The organism is Flavobacterium sp. 123 (assembly GCF_003634825.1).
Classification (GTDB): Bacteria; Bacteroidota; Bacteroidia; order Flavobacteriales; family Flavobacteriaceae; genus Flavobacterium.
This window is the reverse complement of sequence record NZ_RBXD01000001.1, coordinates 518,928-544,687: the sequence shown is the minus strand read 5'-3', so window position 1 is coordinate 544,687 and position 25,760 is coordinate 518,928. Positions and strand designations below refer to the sequence as shown.

The window sequence follows — 25,760 nt, the reverse complement described above, 5'->3', positions numbered from 1 at the left end:
GAATTTCAGTTTTTTGCAAAATAAAAAACCTTGCTTATGTAGCAAGGTTTAAATCTTTGACAGAAATTATCAGTTTATTTATTCTGTTTTTGTCATAGTATATTGCTCAGAACTTGGTTTTCCTTGTAGTGTTCCAGATATTTTAGCAACTAAACTCTTTGGATTTAGTAGTCTATAGCTAATTTTTTGGGGGTAATTGTGTTTCTTGTTTTCAAAAACGAGCTCTTTCTCTACTTCATTCGTTAGAATAAAAGTAACGGGTTCATCGTCATTTTGCCCTTTTATGGTAGTGTTGTATTTCAGTTCTTCGCCGTTTTGCTGTAAAATTATGGTTTCAAAATGAATAGTATCTTCCTCTTTGATAAAATAGGATTCACCCAAAAAGGTACTGTCATTTGTTTTTTTCCAAGTTTCTTGAAGATTTCCATCGGCTGATTTGTTCTCCCATTTTCCAATAAGCCATTGCGCAGCTTTAATTTTGTTGTTTTTATTGGAGTCTTTGCAAGAAGCCAAAGAAAAAATTAGTAAAAGTGGCAGAATTATTTTTTTCATGATGAATTATGAATAATGGTTTAGGATGAAAACAATACAATATTATGAAAAAGATTGCAACTAGCGTTGATAAAAAAGACAAGATTAAGGGATTCCTAATATTATGAAATGTGTTTGTGAGAACCGTCGCAGCTGGGCATTTTTTTAGACATTCCACAAACGCAATCGTTGATTCCTTTTCCATTAAGAATTCGTGGTATGTAATTTTCTATTCTAGTTTGCCTCTTTTTTGATTGTTTGGCGGCTGAAAAATATAAGTTATAGGCTCGTTGTCGTCCAGGTGTTAAGGCTTTGAAAGCGGTATTCAAAGAAGGGTTTTTGTCTAAAACGATTTGGAATTCCTCTACTAATTCAAGTGCTGTGTTGCTTTTGAAAACTACTTTCAAGCCTGCTTTTTCTATCTCAATGGCTTCATAAATGTAATTTTTTATGATGGGTTTCAGTTCTTGAATTTCTTGCGCATTCGTAAATTTAAAAAAGCGCATTGCTTGACTATTTTCTCCAGGTTTACTTAGAAAACCTTTACTGTCTTGTAACAAAGTTCCTTTGAAAAAACTAAGCGTACAATAGTTTTTGAAACAGCCTATAAGAACTACATTGTTTCCTTGAAAGCTATAACAAGGTGCGCGCCACTTGAATTCTTCGGTTAGTCCGCAATCAAGTAGTAATTGTCTCAAATGTTCTATTTCTGCCTGCCATTTTTTGGCATCACTAATAAAGGCATCAACTTTAGGATTCATTATTATTTAGTTTTAAAAATAAAGTGATTTTTTTGTTTTGATAAAAGTATAAAAAAATCTAAATCCATAAACGCAGTTTTTGATACAATTTCCCTAGCCCTGATAGCAGCGACATCCTTTTTCTGCTTTTTTTGGCAGAAAAAGATATAGCGAATAGCAGGAAATAGCTCCAGAAAAAAAATCTGAAATCAGCAATCTAAAATGTGCAATCTTTTCACTAAATTTGCACTCCAAATAAAGGATCAAGAATATGTTAGATAGACTTCAAATAGTAAAACAACGTTTTGATGAGATTTCGGATTTAATAATCCAGCCGGATGTTATTGCGGATCAGAAACGTTATGTGCAATTGAATCAAGAGTATAAAAACTTAAAAGCTTTAGCTGAAAAGCGAGATGAATATGTGCTTTTGATGGCAAATATTGATGAAGCGAATGAAATAATTGCTGATGGGAGTGATGCAGATATGACCGAAATGGCTAAAATGCAACTTGATGAAGCAAAAGAAAGATTGCCAGAATTAGAAGAAGAAATCAAGTTTATGTTGATTCCTAAAGATCCAGAAGATGCAAAGAATGTCATGGTTGAGATTCGTGCTGGAACAGGTGGTGATGAGGCAAGTATTTTTGCTGGAGATTTATTCCGTATGTATACTAAATATTGTGAAAATCGCGGTTGGAGAACTTCGGTTGTAGATATGAACGAGGGTACATCAGGAGGATTTAAAGAGGTTATTTTTGAAGTTACTGGTGAGGATGTTTATGGAACGCTTAAGTTTGAAGCTGGAGTTCACCGTGTACAACGTGTTCCTCAAACAGAAACTCAAGGGCGTGTACATACATCAGCAGCAACTGTTATGGTGCTTCCAGAAGCAGAGGAATTTGATGTTCAAATTGATATGAATGATGTGCGTGTGGATTTCTTCTGTTCTTCAGGACCAGGTGGACAATCTGTAAATACAACTAAATCAGCAGTTCGTTTGACACACATTCCTACAGGATTAGTGGCGCAATGTCAAGATCAAAAATCGCAACATAAAAATAAAGATAAAGCATTAACAGTTTTGCGTTCTCGTTTGTACGAACAGGAATTAGCTAAAAAACAAGAACAAGATGCTTCAAAACGTACTTCTCAAGTAAGTTCAGGTGACCGTTCTGCTAAAATCCGTACGTATAATTATGCGCAAGGACGTGTTACAGATCATAGAGTGGGTTTAACCTTATATGATTTAGGAAATATTATGAATGGTGATATCCAAAAAATTGTTGACGAACTTCAGTTGGTGAATAATATGGAGAAACTAAAAGAAGCTAGCGAAGTTTTTTAAACTAATCGAAAGCATGAATAAAAAGAAAGATACCATACTAAATTAGTTAGCATGGTATTTTTTTTAATTTTGAAAAAAACAAAAGCCAATACTATTAAGTGAAAAGTATAGCAATCTTAAACTTCAAACTTTAACCTTTTCAATCAAATGACGACACTACAACTTATTGACCAAATTAAAATCAAAAAATCGTTTCTATGTGTAGGATTAGATGTTGATTTGAATAAAATTCCGCAGCATTTACTTGAATTAGAAGATCCTATTTTTGAATTTAATAAGGCTATTATTGACGCTACTCATGATTTAGCGGTTGCTTATAAACCCAATACTGCTTTTTATGAAGCTTATGGAATAAAAGGGTGGTTGTCTTTGCAAAAAACGATTGATTATATTAATCAGAATCATCCTGAAATCTTCACTATTGCAGATGCAAAAAGAGGCGATATTGGTAATACTTCATCGATGTATGCAAAAGCTTTTTTTGAAGACATGAATTTTGATAGTGTTACTGTTGCTCCATATATGGGTAAAGATTCTGTAGAGCCTTTTTTAGCTTTTGAAAATAAGCACACTATAGTATTAGCCCTAACTTCAAATGAAGGGGCTTTTGATTTCCAGACTTTGAATACAAATGGGAAAGAGTTGTACAAACAAGTGTTGGAAACTTCTAAAGCATGGAAAAATAGCGAAAACTTAATGTATGTAGTTGGTGCTACTAAAGCAGAATATTTTACAGAAATCCGTAAGATTGTTCCAGATAGTTTCTTGTTAGTTCCTGGTGTTGGAGCTCAAGGTGGAAGTCTTTCTGAGGTTTGTAAATATGGAATGAATGCTAATGTTGGGTTGCTAATCAATTCATCTAGAGCTATAATTTATGCTTCAAACGGAAAAGATTATATTGTAAAGGCAAGAGAAGAAGCTTTAAAAATGCAACAAGAAATGGAAGCAATCTTGGGTTAAATCCCAAGATATTTTTAGAGAAAGTATTCAATACTAAATCTTAGATTTCCTCGGTATTAGTGACTTTAATTTTGCATATCATATTGAAGTCAATATCGATCCATTCGCTCACTTTGATTAAGCCCATCATTTGGCTTACTGGAGTGAGTCCAAAATCACGAATACTCAGTTTCTTTTTACCTTTGATGAAATAGGTATCTCCATCACTATCAAATGAAATAGGAATCATGTAATGTCTTTTGACTCCAGTAATTGTAATGCTTACAACAGCATTTCCACCATTTGATTCTGATTTGTCTGTTGAAGAATCTAAGTCAAGATAATTTATTTGTACGAGTAAAGTAGGATACGTTTCTGATTTTAAAAGTTTTAAAAAATCTCTTAAAGCCATTTTGTTATTTGAAGTAAAGTCTTTTACAATAACAGAAAGCTTATTATCACTTAAGGCTATTTTATTTTGATTTTGTGTAGTGGTAAAAGACATTTTCTTGTTAGAAAGCTTGTCTCCATTCTGAAAAATTTTAAAAGAAACTACATTTGTTGTTCCTGTAATTGTTAAAGAACTGTTTTTTTGTAAGCTAACATTAACTAAAGGTTGTGCGAATATAGAAGTAGAAACTATAAAAAAAAGGAGGGCTATTTTAATACATGTTTTCATACTGCAAAGATAAAAAAATAGTATGGATGTTATTATTATTAAACGGTTAAAAATCCATTATAAATGAAAATTTTTAAAGACCAATTAGGTGTTTCTCATTTTTTTGAAACTGCCCCAAAAAGAATCGTTTCACTAGTCCCATCACAAACAGAATTGTTATCTGATTTAGGGTTGGAGGACAGAATTGTTGGGATTACGAAGTTTTGTGTTCATCCGTATCATTTCAAATCAACAAAGAAAATTGTTGGAGGAACTAAGCAGGTTCATTTCGATAAAATAAAAGAATTATTTCCAGATATTATCATTTGCAACAAAGAAGAGAATACGCGAGAAATGGTTAACGAATTGCGTAAAATATGTCCTGTTTGGGTAACTGATATTATTACTGTTGAGGATAATTTTAAGATGATTTTTGACTTTGGTCAATTATTTAATTGCCGAGTAGAAGCACAAAAATGGAATGATAAATTGGCTTTTGCTTTGAATGATTTTAAGGACTTCATAAAAGATAAGCCATTTAAAAAAGTTGCTTATTTTATTTGGAAAGATCCTTATATGGTTGCTGGTTCAGATAATTTTATCAATGAATTGTTGAAACTGAATCACTTCAATAACATGTATGATAAAAATCCTGAGATTTCGGGGCGTTATCCTGAAATTGATTTAAGAAAAATAAAATCAGAAGAAAATCCAGATATAATTTTTCTTTCCTCAGAGCCATTTCCTTTTAAAGAATCGGATGCTTTAGAGATAGAACAATTAACCCATCATGTAAAAGTAATTTTAGTAGATGGAGAAATGTTTTCTTGGTATGGAAGTCGGTTATTAAAAGCGTTTGATTATTTTAAGAAAATACATCAAGAATTAGGCTTCACATTCCTCCAGAATTAATTCTTCTGTTTGAATATTTGACTCGGTAGTACGTTTGTCTGTTTTTGAAATTTGTTCCGAAAGAATTTTAAACTCTCTTTGTAGTCTTTCTATTTCACTTTTCTCTTTCAATAATCCTTGCATGAGTGTAATTTTTTGCAAATTTACGTTATACAATCTTTAAATGAGCATTATTTTATGTTAAGATTGACAATTAAAATTAAAATTCTATTTTTACCAAAAAAACAAATATGATTAATTACACCATTTATAAAAATGAAACCAGCACACAATGGGTAACTTTTGTGCATGGTGCAGGTGGTAGTTCTTCTATTTGGTTTAAACAAATTCGGGATTTTCAGAAACAATATAATGTTCTCCTTTTAGATTTAAGAGGACATGGAAATTCGAAAACAACAATAAAAACAGCTTTTAAACAAAAATATACCTTTGCTGCATTATCGCATGATATTTTGGAGGTTTTAGATTTTTTGAAGATAGAAAAATCACATTTTGTTGGAATTTCTTTAGGAACAATTCTAATTAGACAATTAGCAGAAATGTATCCGGAGCGCGTTCAAAGCATGATTTTAGGAGGAGCAATTCTTAAAATGAATTTTCGTTCTCAGGTATTAATGAGACTAGGCAACATGTTCAAGTATGTGCTGCCGTATTTAGTTTTGTATCGATTTTTTGCTTTTGTAATAATGCCTAAAAAAAGCCATAAACAATCTAGGTTGCTTTTTATAAATGAAGCGAAGAAATTATACCAAAAAGAATTTATAAAATGGTTTAAACTAACTGCCGAAATTAATCCAGTGCTGAAATGGTTTAGACAAGTAGAATTAAGTATTCCTACTTTATACGTAATGGGCGAGGAAGATTATATGTTTTTACCCTCTGTTCGTAAAGTAGTTGAAAGCCATTATCGTTCCTCTCAATTATTTGTTATTGCTAATTGTGGACACGTTGTAAACGTTGAACAGCCACTGGCATTTAACTCCGCAGTACTGTCTTTTATAAATACTACAAAATAAAAAATGCCGATATCAAAAGATATCAGCATTTTTATAACTAACCAAAACCAAAGTAATAAATAACCAGTTTATTACACTACAAAGATGAAACATAAAGCCTTTGTTGGCTGTTAAGATTTTGTTATTACTTTGTTGTTAATAAGTTAAGTTTCTTAACTTTATTATGTTGACTTTCAATACCCTTTTTTGCCCCTGAAAATCAGATTATTTTCTTATTCTTTTATGTGTTGTAAAAATCGATAAATAGTTTTTGTCTTGAAACAAAAACTATCTACTCATTTATAATTTTAAGTAAGCCACTTTTGGATGTAACTATTATATTTTACAATTATGAAATCACATAATAAACTTACAACGGCGTCTGGAAGACCTTTTGTAGAAAATGAAAATTCACAATCAATAGGTCCGCGAGGTCCATTGTTGCTTCAAGATTATATTCTTCACGAAAAAATGGCCCATTTCAACAGGGAGCGTATTCCAGAAAGAGTGGTTCATGCAAAAGGTTCTGGAGCGTTTGGAACTTTTACAGTAACCCATGATATTACTAAATATACGAAAGCAAAAGTCTTTTCAGGAATAGGTAAGGAAACTAAAGTATTGCTTCGGTTTTCGACTGTTGGTGGAGAAAAAGGTTCGGCAGATACAGAACGTGATCCTAGGGGATTTGCTATAAAATTTTATACAGAAGATGGGAATTGGGATTTAGTAGGTAACAATACGCCAGTTTTCTTTATAAAAGATCCAAAAAAGTTTGGCGATTTTATTCATACTCAAAAACGAGATCCTTATACGAATATGAAGTCACCAACAATGATGTGGGATTATTGGTCACTAAATCCAGAAAGTTTGCATCAAGTTTTGATACTAATGTCGGATAGAGGAACTCCTTATGGATATCGTCATATGAATGGATATGGAAGTCATACTTTTTCGATGATTAATAATGCCAACGAACGTTTTTATGTGAAATTTCATTTTAAAACGGCGCAAGGGATTAAGAATTTTACTAATGAAGAAGCAGCCCAAATGAAAGCGCATGATATGGACTTTTCACAACGTGATTTGATTGAAAATATCGATGCTGGTAATTTTCCAAAATGGAATCTTAAGATTCAAGTAATGACTGAGGCACAAGCAAATTCTCAAGAATACTATTTTAATCCATTTGATTTAACAAAAGTCTGGCCTCATGCTGATTTTCCTTTAATTGATGTTGGGGTTTTAGAACTCAATCAAAATCCTCATAACTATTTTCAAGATATTGAGCAAGCAGCTTTTGCGCCAGCACATATTGTAAATGGTATTGGCTATTCGCCTGATAAAATGTTGCAAGGTCGTTTGCTTTCCTATCCTGATGCGCATCGGTATCGGTTGGGTGCAAATTATGAGCAGATTCCTGTAAATCGCTGTCCATTTGCAACTAATAATTATCAAAGAGACGGTCAAATGAGAATAGACGGAAATGGTGGCGAAAATCCAAATTATTATCCAAATAGTTTTGATGATATGAAAATCGATCCAGCGTACAAAGAACCACCATTAGAAGTACAAAGTACCATTGCGGATTGGTATGATAGAAACTGTGAAGGCGAAAATGATCATTATACCCAACCTGGGAATTTATTCAAAATAATGACTCCAAAACAACAAGAAAATACTGTACACAATATTATTAGCGCTATGTCAGGAATAGAAGGTCCTAAAAAATCTGAAATTATCAACCGACAATTGTGTCATTGGTATAGAGTTGATGGAAGATTAGGTGCCGCAGTTGCTGATGGACTGGGTGTAGATGTTGATATGTTAGAACGATAGTTTAAATAAAAAATGCTCCTTATTTAAGGAGCATTTTTATATAAGTGAATGTGTTATTTTTTTATGAAAACACCACAGTTTTATTATTGTAAACCATTGTTTTTCTTTCCGCATGCAATTTTATGGCTCTTGCCAAAACCATGCGTTCTAAATCACGTCCTTTCATAATAAAATCTTCTATAGAATGGCTGTGTGAAACTCGGGCAATATCTTGCTCGATAATTGGACCTTCATCTAATCCTTCCGTTACATAGTGGCTGGTGGCACCAATAATTTTTACGCCACGTTTAAAAGCAGAATGGTATGGTTTTGCTCCAGGAAATGCAGGTAGAAAGGAATGATGAATATTAATAATTTGATTCTTGTATTTTGCAATCAAATTAGGTGTAATAATTTGCATATAGCGTGCTAAAACGATGAAGTCAATTTTATATTGCTTCAACAAATCCATCTGCTTTTGTTCTCCTTCAATTTTTATTTCTTTCGTAAAAGGAACATAATGAAAAGGAATGGAAAAACGTTCGGCAACTGATTTTAAATCTTCATGATTGCTTATGATTAAAGGGATTTCGAGAGGTAATTCTCCAGCGCTATAGCGTCCTAAAATATCATATAAACAATGGTCATATTTAGAAATAAACAAAGCCATTTTTGGTTTTTCGTCTTGGGTATATATTTCCCAAGACATATTAAATGGAGTGGCTAAATTAGCTTGAAAATCAGTTTTTATGGCTTCAATATCCCAATTTTTTGCACTGAACTCACATTCCAAACGCATGAAAAATACATTTTCATCAGCATCAACATGTTGGTCTAGATAAATAATATTACCATCAATAGAGGCAATGTAATTGGTAACAGAGGAAATAATTGCTTTTTGGTCTTCGCAATGTATAAGTATGGTAATTTTTTGCATTTTATGTATCTCTTTCAGCTTTAGTCTGTATTGTACAGAATTGTATTTTTCAAAACTAAACTTATTTCTTTTTATAACAAAATTTGATTTGTCTGTTTTGTGTTTTTAAAATGGCTAAAATTCAAATTAGATTTTATCCTGCATCGCAAAAACTTTTTGCAATAAAACGGATGTTCTTGAACTTAAATTTGTTCGGATGTTTTTTTCTTCCACTGCAATCATTTTGAAAACGCCATTCATCGCTTGATTGGTAACATAATCAGTTAAATCAGGGTTTACTTTATTTACTAATGGAATGCTGTTGTATTTTGTTATAATGTTAGTCCAAACTTTATCGGCTCCAACTTTATTAAATGAATTTTTAATTACAGGATTAAATTTCCCGTATAGCGCAGTTGAAGTACTATTTTGCAAATAGGTAGTCGCTGAATTTTCATTACCCATCAAAATGGTTTTGGCATCTGTAAAAGTTATGTTTCTTACCGCATCAACAAATATAGGAGTAGATTCTTTAACGGCATCTTCGGCAGCACGGTTTAATACTTTTAAACCTTCATCGGCCAATGCACTCAAACCCATTTTTCTCAAACCAGAATCTACTTTTCTTAATTCTTCTGGTAATAAAATTTTTACAGCTTCATTTTTGTAAAAGCCGTCTACAGCGGTCAATTTTGTTACCTGTTTTGAAATGCCATTATTCAATGCTTCTCTCAGTCCTCCAGCAATATCAACCCCTCCAATTCCTTGTTTTTGCGGTAATTGATTAAGAACTTGTTGCATTTCTGCACAACTTGAAAGGGAGACTGCGACTACCAAAATTAAAATTTTTTTCATCTTAAATTGTTTTTATATGTTAGTTCCTCAGTTCACCCTAAAGTTCGTGCCAAAAGTACTATTTATTCAAAAATAAAGTTCTAATTTTATTTAGGAACAAAAGATTCATCGAAAGTGCTATTTTTTTTATTGGACTTGTAATAAAGCCGGATTGCTTTTTTATCAATAACAGCATCTAAGATTAAGTAATTATTAAAAATAAATCGTAAATTGCGCTATTAAATTATCATATTCGTAAAATGGAACATATAAAACCGTATATACCCACTAATAAAGTAAGAATTGTTACTGCTGCCGCACTTTTTGATGGCCATGATGCAGCCATAAATATCATGCGTAGAATCATTCAATCTACAGGTGTTGAGGTGATTCATTTAGGTCATGATAGAAGCGTGGAAGAAGTTGTAAACACTGCTATTCAAGAAGATGCTAATGCAATTGCAATAACATCATATCAAGGCGGTCACAACGAATATTTTAAATATATGTACGACTTGCTTCAAGAAAAAGGAGCTGGACAAATTAAGATATTTGGAGGTGGTGGTGGAGTAATCCTACCTTCTGAAATAGCAGCATTACAAACTTATGGAATCACAAGAATTTATTCTCCTGATGATGGTCGTGCCATGGGTTTACAAGGAATGATAAATGATTTAGTGGAGAAATCCTCCCCCAACCCCTCCGAAGGAAGGGAGCTAGGAAAGGATATAATAAATCCTAACACTGATGCCTCTGCTTTGATAAAGCTAGGAAATGCAGGTGTTTTAAAAAGTCTTGAAGAGAAAAATGTAAACACAATCGCTAGATTAATTTCACTTGCGGAAAATAATCCTGATGATTTTCATAAAGTTTTTAGTCCTCAAATAAAGGATAATAATGCTAACTCCTCCCCTTCGGGGAGGTTGGGAGGGGATACTCCTGTCCTTGGAATTACAGGAACGGGTGGTGCAGGAAAATCATCTTTGGTAGACGAATTAGTGCGTCGTTTTTTAATTGATTTTCCAGAAAAAACCATCGGAATAATTTCTGTTGATCCATCAAAACGTAAAACGGGTGGGGCACTTCTAGGAGATAGAATTAGGATGAATGCCATCAATAGTCCTCGTGTTTATATGCGTTCATTGGCTACACGCCAATCCAATTTAGCTTTGTCAAAATATGTTGCTGATGCTATTCAAGTGATTAAAGCAGCTAAATATGATATCATCATCTTGGAGACTTCTGGAATCGGGCAATCTGATACGGAAATTATGGACCATTCGGATGTTTCTTTATATGTAATGACACCAGAATTTGGTGCCGCAACTCAATTAGAGAAAATCGATATGCTCGATTTTGCCGACTTAGTAGCGATAAATAAATTTGACAAACGTGGTTCTCTTGATGCGTTAAGAGACGTGAAAAAACAATACCAACGCAACCACAATCTTTGGGATGCAGATTTAGATACACTTCCAGTTTTTGGGACAATTGCTTCGCAGTTCAATGATCCTGGAATGAATACGCTTTACAAAGCGATTATGGATAAAATCCAGGAGAAAACAAATTCTGATTTGAAATCAACATTCCAAATCACGCGTGAAATGAGCGAGAAGATTTTTGTTATTCCGCCACACAGAACGCGTTACTTATCTGAAATTGCCGAAAACAACAGAAAATATGATGTTACGGCTCTTAGCCAAGAACAAGTTGCTCAAAAATTATACGGAATTTTTAAAACGATTGAATCGGTTGCTAAAAAAAATCCCGAATTGAACAAAACTGGAATTAATGACGATTCGGTTTTGCCAACTGCTTTAGAAGCTGAAAAATCGGGTGCCACTGAAGATAAAATATTTTTGAATCTTTTGCTGAACCAGTTTGATAAAGTAAAAATGGATTTGGATCCTTACAACTGGGAAATTATTTTGACTTGGAATGAAAAAGTAAATAAATACAAAAATCCAGTTTATACATTCAAAGTTCGCGACAGAGAAATAAAAATGGCTACACATACGGAGTCGCTTTCACATTCTCAAATTCCGAAAATAGCGTTACCAAAGTATCAAGCTTGGGGCGATATTCTGCGTTGGTGCTTACAGGAAAATGTTCCTGGAGAATTTCCTTTTACTGCAGGTTTGTATCCATTTAAACGAGAAGGTGAAGATCCATCACGAATGTTTGCAGGTGAAGGAGGACCAGAAAGAACTAACAAGCGTTTTCATTATGTAAGTGCAGGATTGCCCGCAAAGCGATTGTCAACAGCTTTTGATAGTGTTACTTTGTATGGAAATGATCCACATTTACGCCCTGATATTTATGGAAAAATAGGAAATGCAGGAGTTTCGATTTGTTGTTTAGATGATGCTAAGAAATTATATTCTGGTTTTGATTTGGTTCATGCTATGACATCGGTGAGTATGACAATTAATGGTTCAGCTCCAATGTTGTTAGGGTTTTTTATGAATGCAGCAATTGATCAACAATGTGAGTTTTACATCAAAGAAAATAATCTTGAAGCTGGAGTTACCAAAAAAATCAATGCTATTTATTCTAAAAAAGGAGTTGAAAGACCACATTACCAGGGAGATTTACCCGAAGGGAATAATGGTTTAGGGTTGATGCTTTTGGGCGTGACAGGAGATCAAGTTTTGCCTTTGGATATTTATAATGAAATTAAAGCCAGAACGCTGTCCCAAGTTCGAGGAACAGTTCAAGCTGATATTTTGAAAGAAGATCAAGCGCAAAATACCTGTATTTTCTCTACGGAATTTGCGTTGCGATTAATGGGCGATGTGCAGGAATATTTTATTACTAATAATGTAAGGAATTTTTATTCGGTTTCTATTTCAGGCTATCATATTGCTGAGGCAGGAGCAAATCCAATCACACAATTGGCTTTCACACTTTCTAATGGATTTACTTACGTAGAATATTATTTGAGTCGTGGAATGAATATTAATGATTTTGGACCCAATTTATCCTTCTTCTTTTCGAATGGTGTTGATCCTGAATATGCTGTTATTGGTCGTGTAGCTCGTAAAATTTGGGCGAAAGCCATGAAAAATAAATACGGTGCTAACGAACGTGCTCAAATGCTTAAATACCATATTCAGACATCAGGCCGTTCCCTTCATGCGCAAGAAATTGATTTCAATGACATTCGTACCACTTTACAGGCTTTGTACGCTATTTATGACAATTGTAATTCCTTGCATACCAATGCATATGATGAAGCAATTACAACACCTACAGAAGAATCTGTGCGACGAGCAATGGCGATTCAATTGATAATCAATAAAGAATTAGGACTTGCTAAAAATGAAAATCCAATTCAAGGTTCGTTTATCATAGAAGAATTAACAGATTTAGTTGAAGCGGCTGTTTTAGAAGAATTTGACAGAATAACCGAGCGTGGTGGTGTGCTTGGCGCTATGGAAACGATGTATCAACGAAGTAAAATTCAGGAAGAAAGTTTGTATTATGAGACTTTGAAACATACCGGTGAGTTTCCAATTATCGGAGTGAATATGTTCTTAAGTTCTAAAGGTTCACCAACAATTATTCCTGCGGAAGTGATTCGTGCCACTGAAGAAGAAAAACAATACCAAATTAAAATGCTGAATAATTTACATAAAGCCAATACAGATAAAGTAAAAGAACAATTAGATTCAATTCAAGAAGCTGCTATCAAAAATGAAAATTTATTTGAGCGCTTAATGGAAGCAACAAAAGTGTGTTCTTTAGGTCAAATTACCACTGCTTTATTTGAAGTTGGAGGTCAATATAGACGAAATATGTAATTGCAAAAATTATATTTTTTTATAAAAAAAAGAGGCTGTTCTATGATAAAGGACAGCCTCTTAAACATTACATTTTGGAATTATTTTTTCTAATAATCTAATTAACATTGGCTACATTTTTATTTTTCATAGCCGGTTTGTAAACTTCTGAAATTACTTTTGTAGTCAAAATTGACTTTTCTTCAGCAATAATGATTTCATGTTTTACACTTTTTAGCTCGTTTTCTACAACTAAATAGTACGTTCCAGCAGGAAGTTCATCTAAGTTATAAGTTCTCAAAATCCCTTTTTCACCTTTTGCTATTTCAGTGAAGATTAAGTTTTTTTCATCATCATAAATAGATACATTAACTTTTTTGATTTCATTCATAGAAAAGCTAATTTCATTTCCTTTACCTTTTTTTACATTAAGTAAAAAATCGCCATCGATTGCATACGAACTCATACTAGTCATTGTTACTACCAACAATAAACTAAATTTTAAAATGTTTTTCATAATTCTAGTTTTAAATTAATACTTAAAATTTCTATTGTAAAATTACTTTTTGATTTAAGATTAAAAGACAGCGTATTTTCTGATTTAAGCACTATTTTACCCTTTCAATATCGTTGTAGTTACTTGAGGGTTAATTGAATATGTATTTGGGGTAAATAAGAATAGGTCGATAAATTATAATTAAAAAAAGTGTGCGACTTCTTAGCAATTAGAAACTAACAAACCTTTTGCAGATTAAAAAAAAATTTAAACAGAAATTAGCCTTGTAGTACCATCATTATTATAAAGTGTAATTTAAATGAAATATAACTATTTGTAAATTAAACGGTTGTAGTTTTTTACAGGTGCGCTTTGTCGATTAAATACGAATGTTGTCGAGTATGTTGCTATTTGTAAATCAAATTGAATTTTATTAATTAATTTTATTATGTTGATATTTAAGTTATTTATTGTCAGTTGTTTGACTGAAAAATCTTTGTAATAAAGGTTTTTGACATTTTACTTCAAGAATATCTTGAAGATGGTTTATAGGTTTTTCTTAAAATTTGCCTCGCCCCGGGTCTGTAAACTTTTTTATTCCCTCTAATTAATGGTATTTTTAAAATACTATTATTATGAAAAACAGTACTTTTTCGCAGCTTTTGGAACAAATATTAAGGGTTTTTAAAAATTCTTTCTCATTCCAAAAAACGATTTCTAAATCAGATATTTTTAATTCTGAAACAAAAAAAACAATTTATTGTCTAGAAGTTCTAGATAGGAGCAAACGTAATTTCTTCCATTTTTTTATAGGAATTGCATTGTTTTTGTATGGAACTATTTCTTGGGCACAACCTGTTGTTACTGATGGGAGTCCTGTTGACTGGCCTAATTATGTTGATGTGCCAGGAGCTAATAGGGTTCATATTTTTGATCTTGTAAATTCCTCAAATGATGGTGGTTATACAGGAGGAACAACAAAAGACGGTAACGATTTTTCAAGTTGGAAATGGAAACAAGGTCAGCAAAATGATAAAATGGATATCCAAAATGCAGGAGCGTATTTATCAGGTGACAAATTGTATTTCTTTGCCGATAGATTTTCTAATTCAGGCGATGCGGCTATAGGAATATGGATATTACAAAACAAAGTGTCTCCTTCGGGTACAGGAACTTCTGGGTCTGGTGATCCTTTTTCTGGGGTTCATCAAGATGGAGATGTTTTAATTGTGAGCCATTTTGTTAATGGAGGTTCTGTTGATGATAGAAAAGCGTATCGTTGGGAAAATGGAGCTTTAAACACAACCCCTATTGCCTTAGATATAGCTAGCCTTTATACAATAGTAAATACTGCAGATGTCGCAGCTCCAACATCACCAACAGATTGGAATTATGTTCCTAAAAGTGGTGTTGCAGATGTGTATCCTGCAAATTCTTTTTTTGAAGGATTTATTGATCTTAAGATTGCTGAAATAACTCTTGATCCATGTACAACTACATTTCTTTTTGAAACCAGAGAATCACAATCATTATCTTCAATATTAGTAGACTTTGCTAATGGACAATTAAATAATGTACCAAGCGCACCAGTTGCTACAACAGGAGAACGATGTGGTTCTGGGCCAGTAAGTTTTACGGCTACTGGATGTAGTGGAGAGGGTACTGAACTTAAGTGGTATGATGCTGCTACAAATGGAAATCTTGTTTATACTGGTGCTACATATAATGTTAGCATTACAGGAACAACTAGTTACTGGGTAAGTTGTAGTGTTGGTGGTTGTGAGGGACCAAGAACTCAGGTAACAAGGGTTGTAAATGCACTACCAACAATTGATGGAGTTGTAGTTAATGTAACTTGTAATGGTGCCAATAATGGTTCGATAAATGTAACAGCAAGCGGAGGAATAGGTCCTTATACTTATGATTGGGCTGATGTTGTAGGAACTATTGATTCGGAAGATAGAACAGTATTAGCTCCAGGGTTTTACACTGTAATAGTAACAGATAGTAAAGGATGTACAGCAAGTGTGACAAAAGAAATAACTCAACCTAGTGCAATTACCGCTTCGGCAGTGGCAAATAATCCGTTGTGTTTTGGCGTAGCCAATACTGGTTTTACCATTACAGCATCAGGCGGAACAGGAGATTTAGAATATTCAAAAGACAATGGCGCAAACTATGTTAGTTCAGGAGTTTTCACTGGACTTACTGCAGGAACTTACAATTGGGTAGTTCGAGATGAAAACGGTTGTACCAAAACAGGAACAGTAGAAGTCACCATTCCAGATGCAATTACTGCTTCAGCTCAGGCAAATAATCCGTTGTGTTTTGGCGTTGCCAATACTGGTTTTACCATTACAGCTTCAGGTGGAACAGGAGATTTAGAATATTCAAAAGATAATGGAGCGAACTATGTTAGCTCAGGCGTTTTCACTGGACTTACCGCAGGAACTTATAATTGGGTAGTTCGAGATGAAAACGGTTGTACCAAAACAGGAACAGTAGAAGTCACCATTCCAGATGCAATTACTGCTTCGGCAGCGGCAAATAATCCGTTGTGTTTTGGCGTAGCCAATACTGGTTTTACCATTACAGCATCAGGCGGAACAGGAGATTTAGAATATTCAAAAGACAATGGCGCAAACTATGTTAGTTCAGGAGTTTTCACTGGACTTACTGCAGGAACTTACAATTGGGTAGTTCGAGATGAAAACGGTTGTACCAAAACGGGAACAGTAGAAGTTACCATTCCAGATGCAATTACTGCTTCAGCTCAGGCAAATAATCCGTTGTGTTTTGGCGTTGCCAATACTGGTTTTACCATTACAGCTTCAGGTGGAACAGGAGATTTAGAATATTCAAAAGATAATGGAGCGAACTATGTTAGCTCAGGCGTTTTCACTGGACTTACCGCAGGAACTTATAATTGGGTAGTTCGAGATGAAAACGGTTGTACCAAAACAGGAACAGTAGAAGTCACCATTCCAGATGCAATTACTGCTTCGGCAGCGGCAAATAATCCGTTGTGTTTTGGCGTAGCCAATACTGGTTTTACCATTACAGCATCAGGCGGAACAGGAGATTTAGAATATTCAAAAGACAATGGCGCAAACTATGTTAGTTCAGGAGTTTTCACTGGACTTACTGCAGGAACTTACAATTGGGTAGTTCGAGATGAAAACGGTTGTACCAAAACAGGAACAGTAGAAGTCACCATTCCAGATGCAATTACTGCTTCAGCTCAGGCAAATAATCCGTTGTGTTTTGGCGTTGCCAATACTGGTTTTACCATTACAGCTTCAGGCGGAACAGGAGATTTGGAGTATTCAAAAGACAATGGATCGAACTATGTTAGCTCAGGAATTTTTACTGGACTTACTGCAGGAACTTACAATTGGATAGTTCGAGATGAAAACGGTTGTACCAAAACAGGAACAGTAGAAGTCACCATTCCAGATGCAATTACTGCTTCGGCAGCGGCAAATAATCCGTTGTGTTTTGGCGTAGCCAATACTGGTTTTACCATTACAGCATCAGGCGGAACAGGAGATTTAGAATATTCAAAAGACAATGGCGCAAACTATGTTAGTTCAGGAGTTTTCACTGGACTTACTGCAGGAACTTACAATTGGGTAGTTCGAGATGAAAACGGTTGTACCAAAACGGGAACAGTAGAAGTTACCATTCCAGATGCAATTACTGCTTCAGCTCAGGCAAATAATCCGTTGTGTTTTGGCGTTGCCAATACTGGTTTTACCATTACAGCTTCAGGTGGAACAGGAGATTTAGAATATTCAAAAGATAATGGAGCGAACTATGTTAGCTCAGGCGTTTTCACTGGACTTACCGCAGGAACTTATAATTGGGTAGTTCGAGATGAAAACGGTTGTACCAAAACAGGAACAGTAGAAGTCACCATTCCAGATGCAATTACTGCTTCGGCAGCGGCAAATAATCCGTTGTGTTTTGGCGTAGCCAATACTGGTTTTACCATTACAGCATCAGGCGGAACAGGAGATTTAGAATATTCAAAAGACAATGGCGCAAACTATGTTAGTTCAGGAGTTTTCACTGGACTTACTGCAGGAACTTACAATTGGGTAGTTCGAGATGAAAACGGTTGTACCAAAACGGGAACAGTAGAAGTTACCATTCCAGATGAAATTACTGCTTCGGCAGTGGCAAATAATCCGTTATGTTTTGGCGTAGCCAATACAGGTTTCACCATCACCGCTTCAGGCGGAACAGGAGATTTGGAGTATTCAAAAGACAATGGATCGAACTATGTTAGCTCAGGAATTTTTACTGGACTTACTGCAGGAACTTACAATTGGATAGTTCGAGATGAAAACGGTTGTACCAAAACAGGAACAGTAGAAGTTACCATTCCAGCGGTAGTTGAACTTAGTTTAACTTCACAACCTGAAACTTGCGAAGGAACAGATAGTGGTAGTATAGAAGCTACTTTTTCTGGAGGAACAGGTGTTTATCGTGTAAGTATTGATGGTGGTACTTTGACAGAGCAAACATCTCCATATACTTTCTCTAATCTTAGCTCTGGACTTCATACCGTTTTAGTCAAAGATTTCAATGATTGTGAGTTGAGCAAAGAAATTAATGTTGGTTTAATTCTTTGTGAGCTAAATTGTACGTATACACAGGGATATTATGGAAATGAAGGAGGTATTTCATGTGCGAATAATGGATCACATACTACAAGAGAACTTATCGAAATGGCTTTGGATGCATATCCTAGTGATGTTATGCGAATTGGTTCTTTAGGTCGTTCCGTAGTAGTGTCAAAAACTGAAATAGATATTACTGCAGTTATTAAGGTGTTGCCAGGAGGTGGAAATAGTAAATCACTTATGACAGGAAATTTTTCAATCAATGATTTGCCACCAAATTATTTGAAAAAAGGAGTAATTAATAATTCATTGTTAGCACAAACTATTACTTTAGGACTTAATCTAGGTATAAGTGAACAACTCGGTAATTTTGCTTTGCAAGGAGGTGAATTAGCAACAGCAGCTCCAGAGGGTGGTTGTGGATCAACAATTCCTTTGGTAAGAGAATGTAATCCAGATGGATCCGTTAATAATGATTATGGATATTTTGATATTAAATCTAGTGTTGTAAATGCTTTATCTAATAAAACAGTTCGAGGATTATTTGATTTGGCTAATAAAGCATTAGGAGGAGATTCAGTAGGGGTTTCACTTGCTGATTTGACTGATGTTGTTGATAAAATCAATAATGCTTTCGATGGTTGTCGAATATTCATAGGGTATAATGTAGGAAGACTTTCATGTCCAGTATTAACTAATACTATTTTGACAACATCTAAGGTTGCAACTACAACCACAACAACTAAAACAGTCGCTCCTGATGTTAAAACTTCAGAGGTTACTACAGAAAAAGCTGGTTTTAGTGCTTACCCAGTTCCTTTTAGAGATGTTCTTACACTTAGATATAATTTTAATTACATGTCAAGTGTGAAAATTGAAGTATTCAATTCAAGAGGTATTTTGGTATTCTCTAAAATAGATCCAGATGGTTATTTGAATAAAGAAATTTCGTTAAACTTAAATGTAAACAAAGGTTCAAGCCAAGTTTATGTTGTCAAATTAACTACTAATCAAGGAAGCACCGTTAAAAAAGTGTTGTCTTCAAGATAAATTTATGAAGTAATCTAAATAAAAAAGCATCTGTTTTTAACAGGTGCTTTTTTAGTATTTATTTTTTTAAACATTAAAATTTAAAAAAAAATAAAAATATTTTATAAGGGTCAATTGCCAGATATTTGCTGGGTTTTGAGTGTGTTTTGTTCCCAAAAAGGAAAATAATTTTTAGTGAAAATATTTTTTGGTTTGGTTTTTGGGTAAGCACATTAAACTTAAACACTTTATATTATGAAAAGAATAACTATACTTTTAGCGATTGTTGGAATCTTCAGTTTACAAGGTTGCACAACAAATGATACTACGGCTTATGTTGACAATGATACAATTAGTGAAGTATTTGAAGTTAATAGCGTTTCCTTTAATTCACTAAATGCTTATTCGAGAGGAGTTGATCTTGTACCTGCTATCTATCCCTCGGATATGGTTTTAGTATATAGATTATCTGGAATTTTCCAAGGTCAGGATGTCTGGAAGTTGTTGCCAGAAAGTTATTATTTTTCAGATGGAACACTTGATTTTGCGTATCACTTTGATTTTACTATGAATGATGTGAATATTTATATGGTTGGTAATGATTTACAATCAGTTTTGGACCAATACAGATCTAATCAAACTTTTAGAATTGTAATTATTCCAGGATATCTAACAAATAAATTGGTTAGTAAAGTTAAATTTTCAGATTACAATGCAGTAATAAGTGCTTATGGTATTGATGATTCTAAAGTTAAAGTTTTGAACTAAATCTTTAGCACTATTATTAAAAAGGCTGTCAAAATTATTTTGACAGCCTTTTTATTTTTTTAATAAACCAAATGTTAATTCGTTTCTTCTTCCATTTCTTCTACTTCTTTATTTAGTTTTAAAGAAACAATAATTCCAATTAAAAGAGCAGTAGCAATAAATGCTAATGAAGCCCATTCAGGAATTTCTATAAAATCATGTAGTAGCATTTTGAGTCCAACAAAGCTTAATATTGCAATAAGGCTGTACTCTAAATAATTGAATCTTGCTAGCATGTTTGCTAAAAAGAAATACATAGAACGTAATCCTAAAATGGCAAAAATATTAGAACTGAAAACTAAAAAAGGATCGTTTGTAATGGCTAAAATGGCAGGAACACTATCAATTGCAAAGATTACATCCATTACTTCAATAACAACTAATGCTACAAAAAGAGGTGTGGCCGCGGTGATATGGCGTCTTTTTACAAAAAAATGTTCTTGGTCTATATGATTGGAAATAGGCATGAATTTTTTCAGACTTTTATAGACAAATGATTTTTTGGGTTCAAATTTGTCATCTTCCCCATTCATTAGCATTTTTAACGCTGTGTAAATTAAAAAAGCACCAAAAATATAGGTAGTCCAAGTAAACTTATTAATAAGTAAAACACCAAAAAAGATCATTAATCCTCTAAATATAATTGCTCCTAGAATTCCCCAAAATAGCACGCGATGTTGGTATTTTTGTGGTATTTTGAAAGCAGAAAAAATGATGGCTATTACAAATATATTATCGACACTCAGCGATAATTCAATTAAATAACCGGTAATAAATTTTATAGCGGCCGTAGTTGGTTTTAAAGCGTCAGGATTAGCAATATAGTTGTTACTATACAACCAATAAATAACTCCAGAAAAAAGAAATGATAGCGTAACCCAGATAAAAGTCCATTTTCCGGCTTCTTTAGAGCTTATTATATGTGGTGTTTTGTTGAAAACACCTAAGTCAAGTGCTAGGAATATAAAAATTGCTATTAAGAAACATATCCAGACAATCATATTTTAAGTGATTAAATTAATGGTTTGTAAAGATACTTTTTGATTATTTAACTTCTAAATTTATTGGGGATAAAAGTCGGGTTTTTTAGAGCAAAAAAAAGTGCCATTAATTACAATGGCACTTTTTAGTATAAATAGAGTGGATTACAATGCTGATTTAACAGTTTTTATAATTCTTGCTGCAATTTTGTATGGATCACCATTAGAAGCTGGTCTTCTGTCTTCTAACCATCCTTTCCATCCTTTTTGAACAGTCATTAAAGGAATACGGATTGAACATCCTCTATCAGATACTCCATAAGAGAAATCATTGATAGAAGCAGTTTCGTGTTTACCAGTTAAACGTAACTCATTGTAAGCTCCGTAAACAGCAATATGCTCTTTAGTAACTGGTCTGAAAGCTTCACATATTTTTTCGTATGTTTCTTTAGAACCACATGTTCTTAATACTTCATTTGAGAAGTTAGCGTGCATTCCTGAACCATTCCAGTCAGTATCTCCAAGAGGTTTTGGGTGATATTCAATAAAACAGTTATATTTTTCAGATAGACGATCTAATAAGTATCTAGCAACCCAGATTTCGTCACCTGCTTTTTTAGCTCCTTTTGCAAACAATTGGAATTCCCATTGACCACAAGCAACTTCTTGATTAATACCTTCAAAGTTGATACCTGCAGCAATACATAAATCTGCATGCTCTTCAACGATATCTCTACCGTGAGTGTTTTTTCCACCTACTGAACAGTAGTACATACCTTGTGGAGCAGGGTAACCACCGATAGGGAATCCTAAAGGCAATAATGTATGGTTGTCCATAATGAAATATTCTTGTTCAAAACCGAACCAAAAATCTCCATCATCATCAATAGTAGATCTACCATTAGAAGAGTGAGGCGTTCCATCTGCATTCATAACTTCAGTCATTACTAAATATCCGTTGATACGTGTTGGATCTGGATAAATAGCAACTGGTACTAATAAACAATCTGATGAACCACCTTCTGCTTGTCTAGTTGATGAACCATCAAATGACCAGTTTCCGATTTCTTCTAAAGTACCTTGAAAATTTTCGTGTTCTTCAACTTTAGTTTTACTTCTAAGATTTTGTGTTGGTTCGTAACCATCTAACCAAAGGTATTCTAATTTTATTTTAGCCATAATATTATATATTTATTCTTTATTTATCTGGTTACAAATGTAAAATAATTTTTTCGTTGGTAAAAATCAGGGGGTGATTTTTGTGACTTAAGACTTTATTTTTCACATAAGCGTATTTTATAGGGGGGTATATTTAAAAAATGATAATTTTAGCTGTCATTAAAAATTAATTCCATAATTGTTAGCGCTTATTTTAATTGTTTTTTATTGTTTATATTTGTTATTTGTAATAAAATCAATTATTAACAACTTAAAATTTGTCTAAAATGTCAACATTACGTTTTCAAGCTTTGCGAGAAGCTTCCACAAGAGAGCCGTTTAAATTTGAAGAATCAGATAGAAAATCATCTATTTTTGGTTCGAATGTTTTTAATGAAAAGGCAATGAAGCAATATTTAACTTCAGATGCTTTTAAGGGAGTACAGGGTGCAGTTCAGAATGGAACTAAAATAGACAGAAAGTTAGCGGATTATATCGCGATGGGGATGAAAGAGTGGGCCTTATCTAAAGGAGTAACACATTATACACATTGGTTTCAACCACTTACTGGAACAACAGCTGAAAAACATGATGCTTTTTTTGAAACATCTTATGATGGAAGTGATCCGGTTGAAAAATTTGGAGGGGCACAATTGGTGCAACAAGAACCAGATGCGTCAAGTTTTCCAAATGGAGGTATCCGAAATACATTTGAAGCAAGAGGATATACAGCTTGGGATCCTACATCGCCAGCATTTATATATGGAACAACTTTATGCATTCCAACAGTTTTCATTTCTTATACAGGAGAAGCTTTAGACAATAAAATTCCATTATTGAGAGCTTTATCAGTTATGGATGATGCGGCTACAGAAGTTTGTAAATATTTTGATAAAAATGTTAAAAAGGTAACTGCAACATTAGGTTGGGAACAAGAATACTTCCTGGTTGATAGGTCTTTAGCTAGATCTCGCCCAGATCTTATGATGACTGGAAGAACTTTACTAGGGCATACTTCTGCCAAAGGGCAACAATTAGACGATCATTATTTTGGTTCTATTCCTACGCGTGCTTTGACTTACATGAGGGATTTAGAGCAAGAATGTATGTTGTTAGGAATACCTGTTAAAACACGCCATAATGAAGTAGCTCCAAATCAATTTGAGTTGGCTCCTATCTTTGAAGAAACAAATTTAGCAGTAGATCATAACTGTTTGTTAATGGATGTTATGGAAAAAGTGGCTGAACGTCACAATTTCAAAGTATTATTCCATGAAAAACCTTTTAAAGGAGTAAACGGTTCTGGTAAGCATAATAACTGGTCATTAGCTACAGATACAGGAGTTAACTTGTTGAGTCCAAGTAAAACGCCGATGAGCAATTTGCAGTTTTTGACTTTCTTTATCAATACTATAAAAGCGGTTAATGATAATGAATCCTTATTAAGAGCTTCTATTGCAACTGCAAGTAATGATCACAGATTAGGTGCGAATGAAGCGCCACCTGCAATTATTTCTGTATTTATTGGAGAGCAGCTGACTAAAGTTTTGGCTGAATTAGAAGGGGTAACTTCTGGAAAATTATCTCCTGAAGAAAAAACAGATTTGAAATTAAACGTTGTTGGTAAAATTCCAGACGTTTTGCTTGATAATACAGATAGAAATAGAACTTCGCCATTTGCTTTTACAGGAAATAAATTTGAGTTTAGAGCTGTAGGTTCTTCTGCAAACTGTTCAAATGCAATGACTACTTTGAATGCTATTGTTGCAAAACAATTGAGAGCTTTCAAAATTGAAGTCGATGATTTGATTGATTCTAAAGACATGAAGAAAGACGATGCTATCTTTAATGTATTAAGAGAGTATATCAAACAATCTAAAAAAATTCTTTTTGAAGGAGACGGTTATAGCGAAGCTTGGGAAATAGAAGCTGCTAAAAGAGGATTAAGTAATTTCAAAACTACTCCTGAAGCATTGAAAGCCAGAGCCTCAAAACAAGCATTAGATTTGTTCTCTGAATTAGGAATTATGAATCATATTGAGGTTGAAGCTCGTTATGAAATAGAACTAGAAGAGTACACTAAGAAAATTCAAATTGAAGGTAGAGTTTTAGGAGATATTTCGAAAAATCATGTAATTCCAACGGCTATTCGTTATCAAAATACCCTGATAGAGAATGTAAAAGGCTTAAAAGATATTTTTGGAGACGAATTTAAAGTTCTTGCTAAAGAGCAAATTAACTTGATTAAAGATATTTCAGGTCATATCGAAGGAATCAATTCTAAAGTTGAAGCCATGACCGAAGAAAGAAAACTAGCAAATCATTTGACTGATGCACAAGAAATGGCAGAAGCATATTGCAATAAAGTAAAACCATATTTTGAAATCATTAGAAATCACTGTGATAAACTGGAATTACTAGTGGATAATGAATATTGGACTTTAACTAAATATCGAGAATTGTTGTTTACTAAATAACGATTACAACTTTACGTAATTATAAAAGCCTATCTTTTTTGGATAGGCTTTTTTTTGTCTCGTTTTAAAATAAGTTGACACAAAATGGACTTATTAGGAGTAACTCATGGTTTATTCTGCCGTTGTAGGGTCAATAGTTTCAATTACTTGATTTATTGAATTTGCGGGAAATCCGCCTAGCTGAGCGTGATCTCGAATCATTTGCTCATTTGGAGCAATATAAGTACAATAGATTTTATTAGCAGTTACCTGACTGTTAACCCATTGAATTTTTGGTCCCATTTTTCCTAGTACATCACAAGATGTTTGTGAAATGGTTTTTAATTGTTCACTATTAAATTTACCAGCACCGGGAATCTCTCTTTCAATTACATATTTAGGCATGATGTTAAGGTTTTTAGTTTCCTACTCTTATGGCTTTTCGGTAATGCCCCGTTTTTTATAGTGGTCTCTGGTTTCCACTTTTCTACTTTAAATTATGAATTTGAAATTTGTTTCGTTTTTTAATAGGTTTTAAGCTAAATTTTGATAAAAATGAAGGTGTAATTTAGCCTAAAATTTATTGTGATAAACAATTTGTATATATTCTATCATTTTTTAAATAATTGATTTACAAAACATTGATGTAAATTTAATAAAATAAATCTATTTTCAATTTGAAGATTGCGGATTTAACAAAACACTTAGAAAGCCAATAGGCAAAACCCAAAAAAAA

Annotated in this window: 19 protein-coding genes; 9 read left to right on the top strand and 10 right to left on the bottom strand. The window is 33.5% G+C overall.

Annotation, left to right across the window (positions count from 1 at the left end):
• Positions 1–78 precede the first annotated feature (78 nt).
• Both C8C88_RS02455 and C8C88_RS02450 read right to left on the bottom strand, forming a co-directional pair.
• Positions 79–552 carry a DUF6265 family protein gene (locus tag C8C88_RS02455; RefSeq protein ID WP_121336618.1) on the bottom strand — a complete coding sequence of 158 codons (474 nt, stop codon included), beginning with the start codon at positions 550–552 and terminating at the stop codon, positions 79–81.
• Between the two features lie 101 nt (positions 553–653).
• A complete protein-coding gene (locus C8C88_RS02450) occupies positions 654–1,292 on the bottom strand; it encodes a DUF1801 domain-containing protein (RefSeq protein WP_121336617.1) in 639 nt (212 codons plus the stop codon).
• A 250-nt stretch (positions 1,293–1,542) separates the two neighbouring features.
• Here C8C88_RS02450 and prfA point away from each other — a divergent pair, with 250 nt between their 5' ends.
• The gene (prfA, locus tag C8C88_RS02445) at positions 1,543–2,619 is read left to right on the top strand and encodes a peptide chain release factor 1 (RefSeq protein ID WP_121336616.1); all 1,077 of its coding nucleotides are present in this window, start codon (positions 1,543–1,545) and stop codon (positions 2,617–2,619) included.
• A 147-nt stretch (positions 2,620–2,766) separates the two neighbouring features.
• Positions 2,767–3,579 (top strand): orotidine-5'-phosphate decarboxylase, encoded by an 813-nt coding sequence (pyrF, locus tag C8C88_RS02440; RefSeq protein ID WP_121336615.1) that lies wholly within the window; start codon positions 2,767–2,769, stop codon positions 3,577–3,579.
• A 40-nt stretch (positions 3,580–3,619) separates the two neighbouring features.
• On the opposite strand, the gene C8C88_RS02435 is transcribed toward pyrF, so the two are convergent.
• A complete protein-coding gene (locus C8C88_RS02435; protein ID WP_121336614.1) occupies positions 3,620–4,237 on the bottom strand; it encodes a YceI family protein in 618 nt (205 codons plus the stop codon).
• A gap of 63 nt (positions 4,238–4,300) precedes the next feature.
• Between C8C88_RS02435 and C8C88_RS02430 the strand changes: the two genes are divergently transcribed.
• Positions 4,301–5,128 carry an ABC transporter substrate-binding protein gene (locus tag C8C88_RS02430; protein WP_121336613.1) on the top strand — a complete coding sequence of 276 codons (828 nt, stop codon included), beginning with the start codon at positions 4,301–4,303 and terminating at the stop codon, positions 5,126–5,128.
• Here the strand turns inward: C8C88_RS02430 and C8C88_RS12915 are convergent.
• Positions 5,102–5,251 carry a hypothetical protein gene (locus tag C8C88_RS12915; protein ID WP_199711381.1) on the bottom strand — a complete coding sequence of 50 codons (150 nt, stop codon included), beginning with the start codon at positions 5,249–5,251 and terminating at the stop codon, positions 5,102–5,104. The genes C8C88_RS02430 and C8C88_RS12915 overlap by 27 nt on opposite strands.
• 107 nt (positions 5,252–5,358) lie before the next feature.
• On the opposite strand from C8C88_RS12915, the gene C8C88_RS02425 reads away from it, so the two are divergent.
• Together C8C88_RS02425 and C8C88_RS02420 are read left to right on the top strand one after the other, a co-directional pair.
• Positions 5,359–6,144, top strand: coding sequence for an alpha/beta fold hydrolase (locus C8C88_RS02425; protein WP_121336612.1), 786 nt, complete (start codon positions 5,359–5,361; stop codon positions 6,142–6,144).
• Between the two features lie 330 nt (positions 6,145–6,474).
• Positions 6,475–7,959: a catalase gene (locus tag C8C88_RS02420; protein ID WP_121336611.1), complete on the top strand. Its 1,485-nt coding sequence runs from the start codon at positions 6,475–6,477 to the stop codon at positions 7,957–7,959.
• Between the two features lie 61 nt (positions 7,960–8,020).
• Here the strand turns inward: C8C88_RS02420 and purU are convergent, their stop codons facing one another.
• The gene (gene purU, locus C8C88_RS02415; RefSeq protein ID WP_121336610.1) at positions 8,021–8,875 is read right to left on the bottom strand and encodes a formyltetrahydrofolate deformylase; all 855 of its coding nucleotides are present in this window, start codon (positions 8,873–8,875) and stop codon (positions 8,021–8,023) included.
• Between the two features lie 126 nt (positions 8,876–9,001).
• Positions 9,002–9,709 carry a DUF4197 domain-containing protein gene (locus C8C88_RS02410; RefSeq protein ID WP_121336609.1) on the bottom strand — a complete coding sequence of 236 codons (708 nt, stop codon included), beginning with the start codon at positions 9,707–9,709 and terminating at the stop codon, positions 9,002–9,004.
• 239 nt (positions 9,710–9,948) lie between these two features.
• Between C8C88_RS02410 and C8C88_RS02405 the strand changes: the two genes are divergently transcribed.
• A complete protein-coding gene (locus tag C8C88_RS02405) occupies positions 9,949–13,491 on the top strand; it encodes a methylmalonyl-CoA mutase family protein (RefSeq protein WP_121336608.1) in 3,543 nt (1,180 codons plus the stop codon).
• 97 nt (positions 13,492–13,588) lie between these two features.
• Here the strand turns inward: C8C88_RS02405 and C8C88_RS02400 are convergent, their stop codons facing one another.
• Positions 13,589–13,987, bottom strand: coding sequence for a FimB/Mfa2 family fimbrial subunit (locus C8C88_RS02400; RefSeq protein WP_121336607.1), 399 nt, complete (start codon positions 13,985–13,987; stop codon positions 13,589–13,591).
• Positions 13,988–14,601: 614 nt separating this feature from the next.
• Between C8C88_RS02400 and C8C88_RS02395 the strand changes: the two genes are divergently transcribed.
• On the top strand, positions 14,602–19,644 hold the full coding sequence (locus tag C8C88_RS02395; RefSeq protein WP_121336606.1) for a T9SS type A sorting domain-containing protein: 5,043 nt from the start codon (positions 14,602–14,604) through the stop codon (positions 19,642–19,644).
• Between the two features lie 234 nt (positions 19,645–19,878).
• On the top strand, positions 19,879–20,391 hold the full coding sequence (locus tag C8C88_RS02390; protein WP_121336605.1) for a hypothetical protein: 513 nt from the start codon (positions 19,879–19,881) through the stop codon (positions 20,389–20,391).
• Between the two features lie 74 nt (positions 20,392–20,465).
• Here C8C88_RS02390 and C8C88_RS02385 read toward each other — a convergent pair whose 3' ends face one another.
• The gene (locus C8C88_RS02385) at positions 20,466–21,431 is read right to left on the bottom strand and encodes a TerC family protein (protein WP_121336604.1); all 966 of its coding nucleotides are present in this window, start codon (positions 21,429–21,431) and stop codon (positions 20,466–20,468) included.
• Positions 21,432–21,575: 144 nt separating this feature from the next.
• The gene (locus C8C88_RS02380; RefSeq protein WP_121336603.1) at positions 21,576–22,589 is read right to left on the bottom strand and encodes a glutamine synthetase beta-grasp domain-containing protein; all 1,014 of its coding nucleotides are present in this window, start codon (positions 22,587–22,589) and stop codon (positions 21,576–21,578) included.
• Between the two features lie 266 nt (positions 22,590–22,855).
• On the opposite strand from C8C88_RS02380, the gene C8C88_RS02375 reads away from it, so the two are divergent.
• A complete protein-coding gene (locus C8C88_RS02375; protein WP_121336602.1) occupies positions 22,856–25,045 on the top strand; it encodes a glutamine synthetase III in 2,190 nt (729 codons plus the stop codon).
• A 111-nt stretch (positions 25,046–25,156) separates the two neighbouring features.
• Here C8C88_RS02375 and C8C88_RS02370 read toward each other — a convergent pair whose 3' ends face one another.
• Entirely contained in the window at positions 25,157–25,429 is a 273-nt protein-coding gene (locus C8C88_RS02370; RefSeq protein ID WP_121336601.1) for a DUF4242 domain-containing protein, read from the bottom strand.
• Positions 25,430–25,760: the final 331 nt, after the last annotated feature.

Coding starts and splice junctions, on each gene's coding strand:
- prfA (WP_121336616.1), top strand. CDS start 1,543: ATGTTAGATAGACTTCAAATAGTAAAACAACGTTTTGATGAGATTTCG.
- C8C88_RS02390 (WP_121336605.1), top strand. CDS start 19,879: ATGAAAAGAATAACTATACTTTTAGCGATTGTTGGAATCTTCAGTTTA.
- C8C88_RS02420 (WP_121336611.1), top strand. CDS start 6,475: ATGAAATCACATAATAAACTTACAACGGCGTCTGGAAGACCTTTTGTA.
- C8C88_RS12915 (WP_199711381.1), bottom strand. CDS start 5,251: ATGCAAGGATTATTGAAAGAGAAAAGTGAAATAGAAAGACTACAAAGA.
- C8C88_RS02385 (WP_121336604.1), bottom strand. CDS start 21,431: ATGATTGTCTGGATATGTTTCTTAATAGCAATTTTTATATTCCTAGCA.
- C8C88_RS02450 (WP_121336617.1), bottom strand. CDS start 1,292: ATGAATCCTAAAGTTGATGCCTTTATTAGTGATGCCAAAAAATGGCAG.
- C8C88_RS02375 (WP_121336602.1), top strand. CDS start 22,856: ATGTCAACATTACGTTTTCAAGCTTTGCGAGAAGCTTCCACAAGAGAG.
- C8C88_RS02430 (WP_121336613.1), top strand. CDS start 4,301: ATGAAAATTTTTAAAGACCAATTAGGTGTTTCTCATTTTTTTGAAACT.
- C8C88_RS02405 (WP_121336608.1), top strand. CDS start 9,949: ATGGAACATATAAAACCGTATATACCCACTAATAAAGTAAGAATTGTT.
- C8C88_RS02395 (WP_121336606.1), top strand. CDS start 14,602: ATGAAAAACAGTACTTTTTCGCAGCTTTTGGAACAAATATTAAGGGTT.
- C8C88_RS02400 (WP_121336607.1), bottom strand. CDS start 13,987: ATGAAAAACATTTTAAAATTTAGTTTATTGTTGGTAGTAACAATGACT.
- purU (WP_121336610.1), bottom strand. CDS start 8,875: ATGCAAAAAATTACCATACTTATACATTGCGAAGACCAAAAAGCAATT.
- C8C88_RS02370 (WP_121336601.1), bottom strand. CDS start 25,429: ATGCCTAAATATGTAATTGAAAGAGAGATTCCCGGTGCTGGTAAATTT.
- C8C88_RS02455 (WP_121336618.1), bottom strand. CDS start 552: ATGAAAAAAATAATTCTGCCACTTTTACTAATTTTTTCTTTGGCTTCT.
- C8C88_RS02435 (WP_121336614.1), bottom strand. CDS start 4,237: ATGAAAACATGTATTAAAATAGCCCTCCTTTTTTTTATAGTTTCTACT.
- C8C88_RS02410 (WP_121336609.1), bottom strand. CDS start 9,709: ATGAAAAAAATTTTAATTTTGGTAGTCGCAGTCTCCCTTTCAAGTTGT.
- C8C88_RS02425 (WP_121336612.1), top strand. CDS start 5,359: ATGATTAATTACACCATTTATAAAAATGAAACCAGCACACAATGGGTA.
- pyrF (WP_121336615.1), top strand. CDS start 2,767: ATGACGACACTACAACTTATTGACCAAATTAAAATCAAAAAATCGTTT.
- C8C88_RS02380 (WP_121336603.1), bottom strand. CDS start 22,589: ATGGCTAAAATAAAATTAGAATACCTTTGGTTAGATGGTTACGAACCA.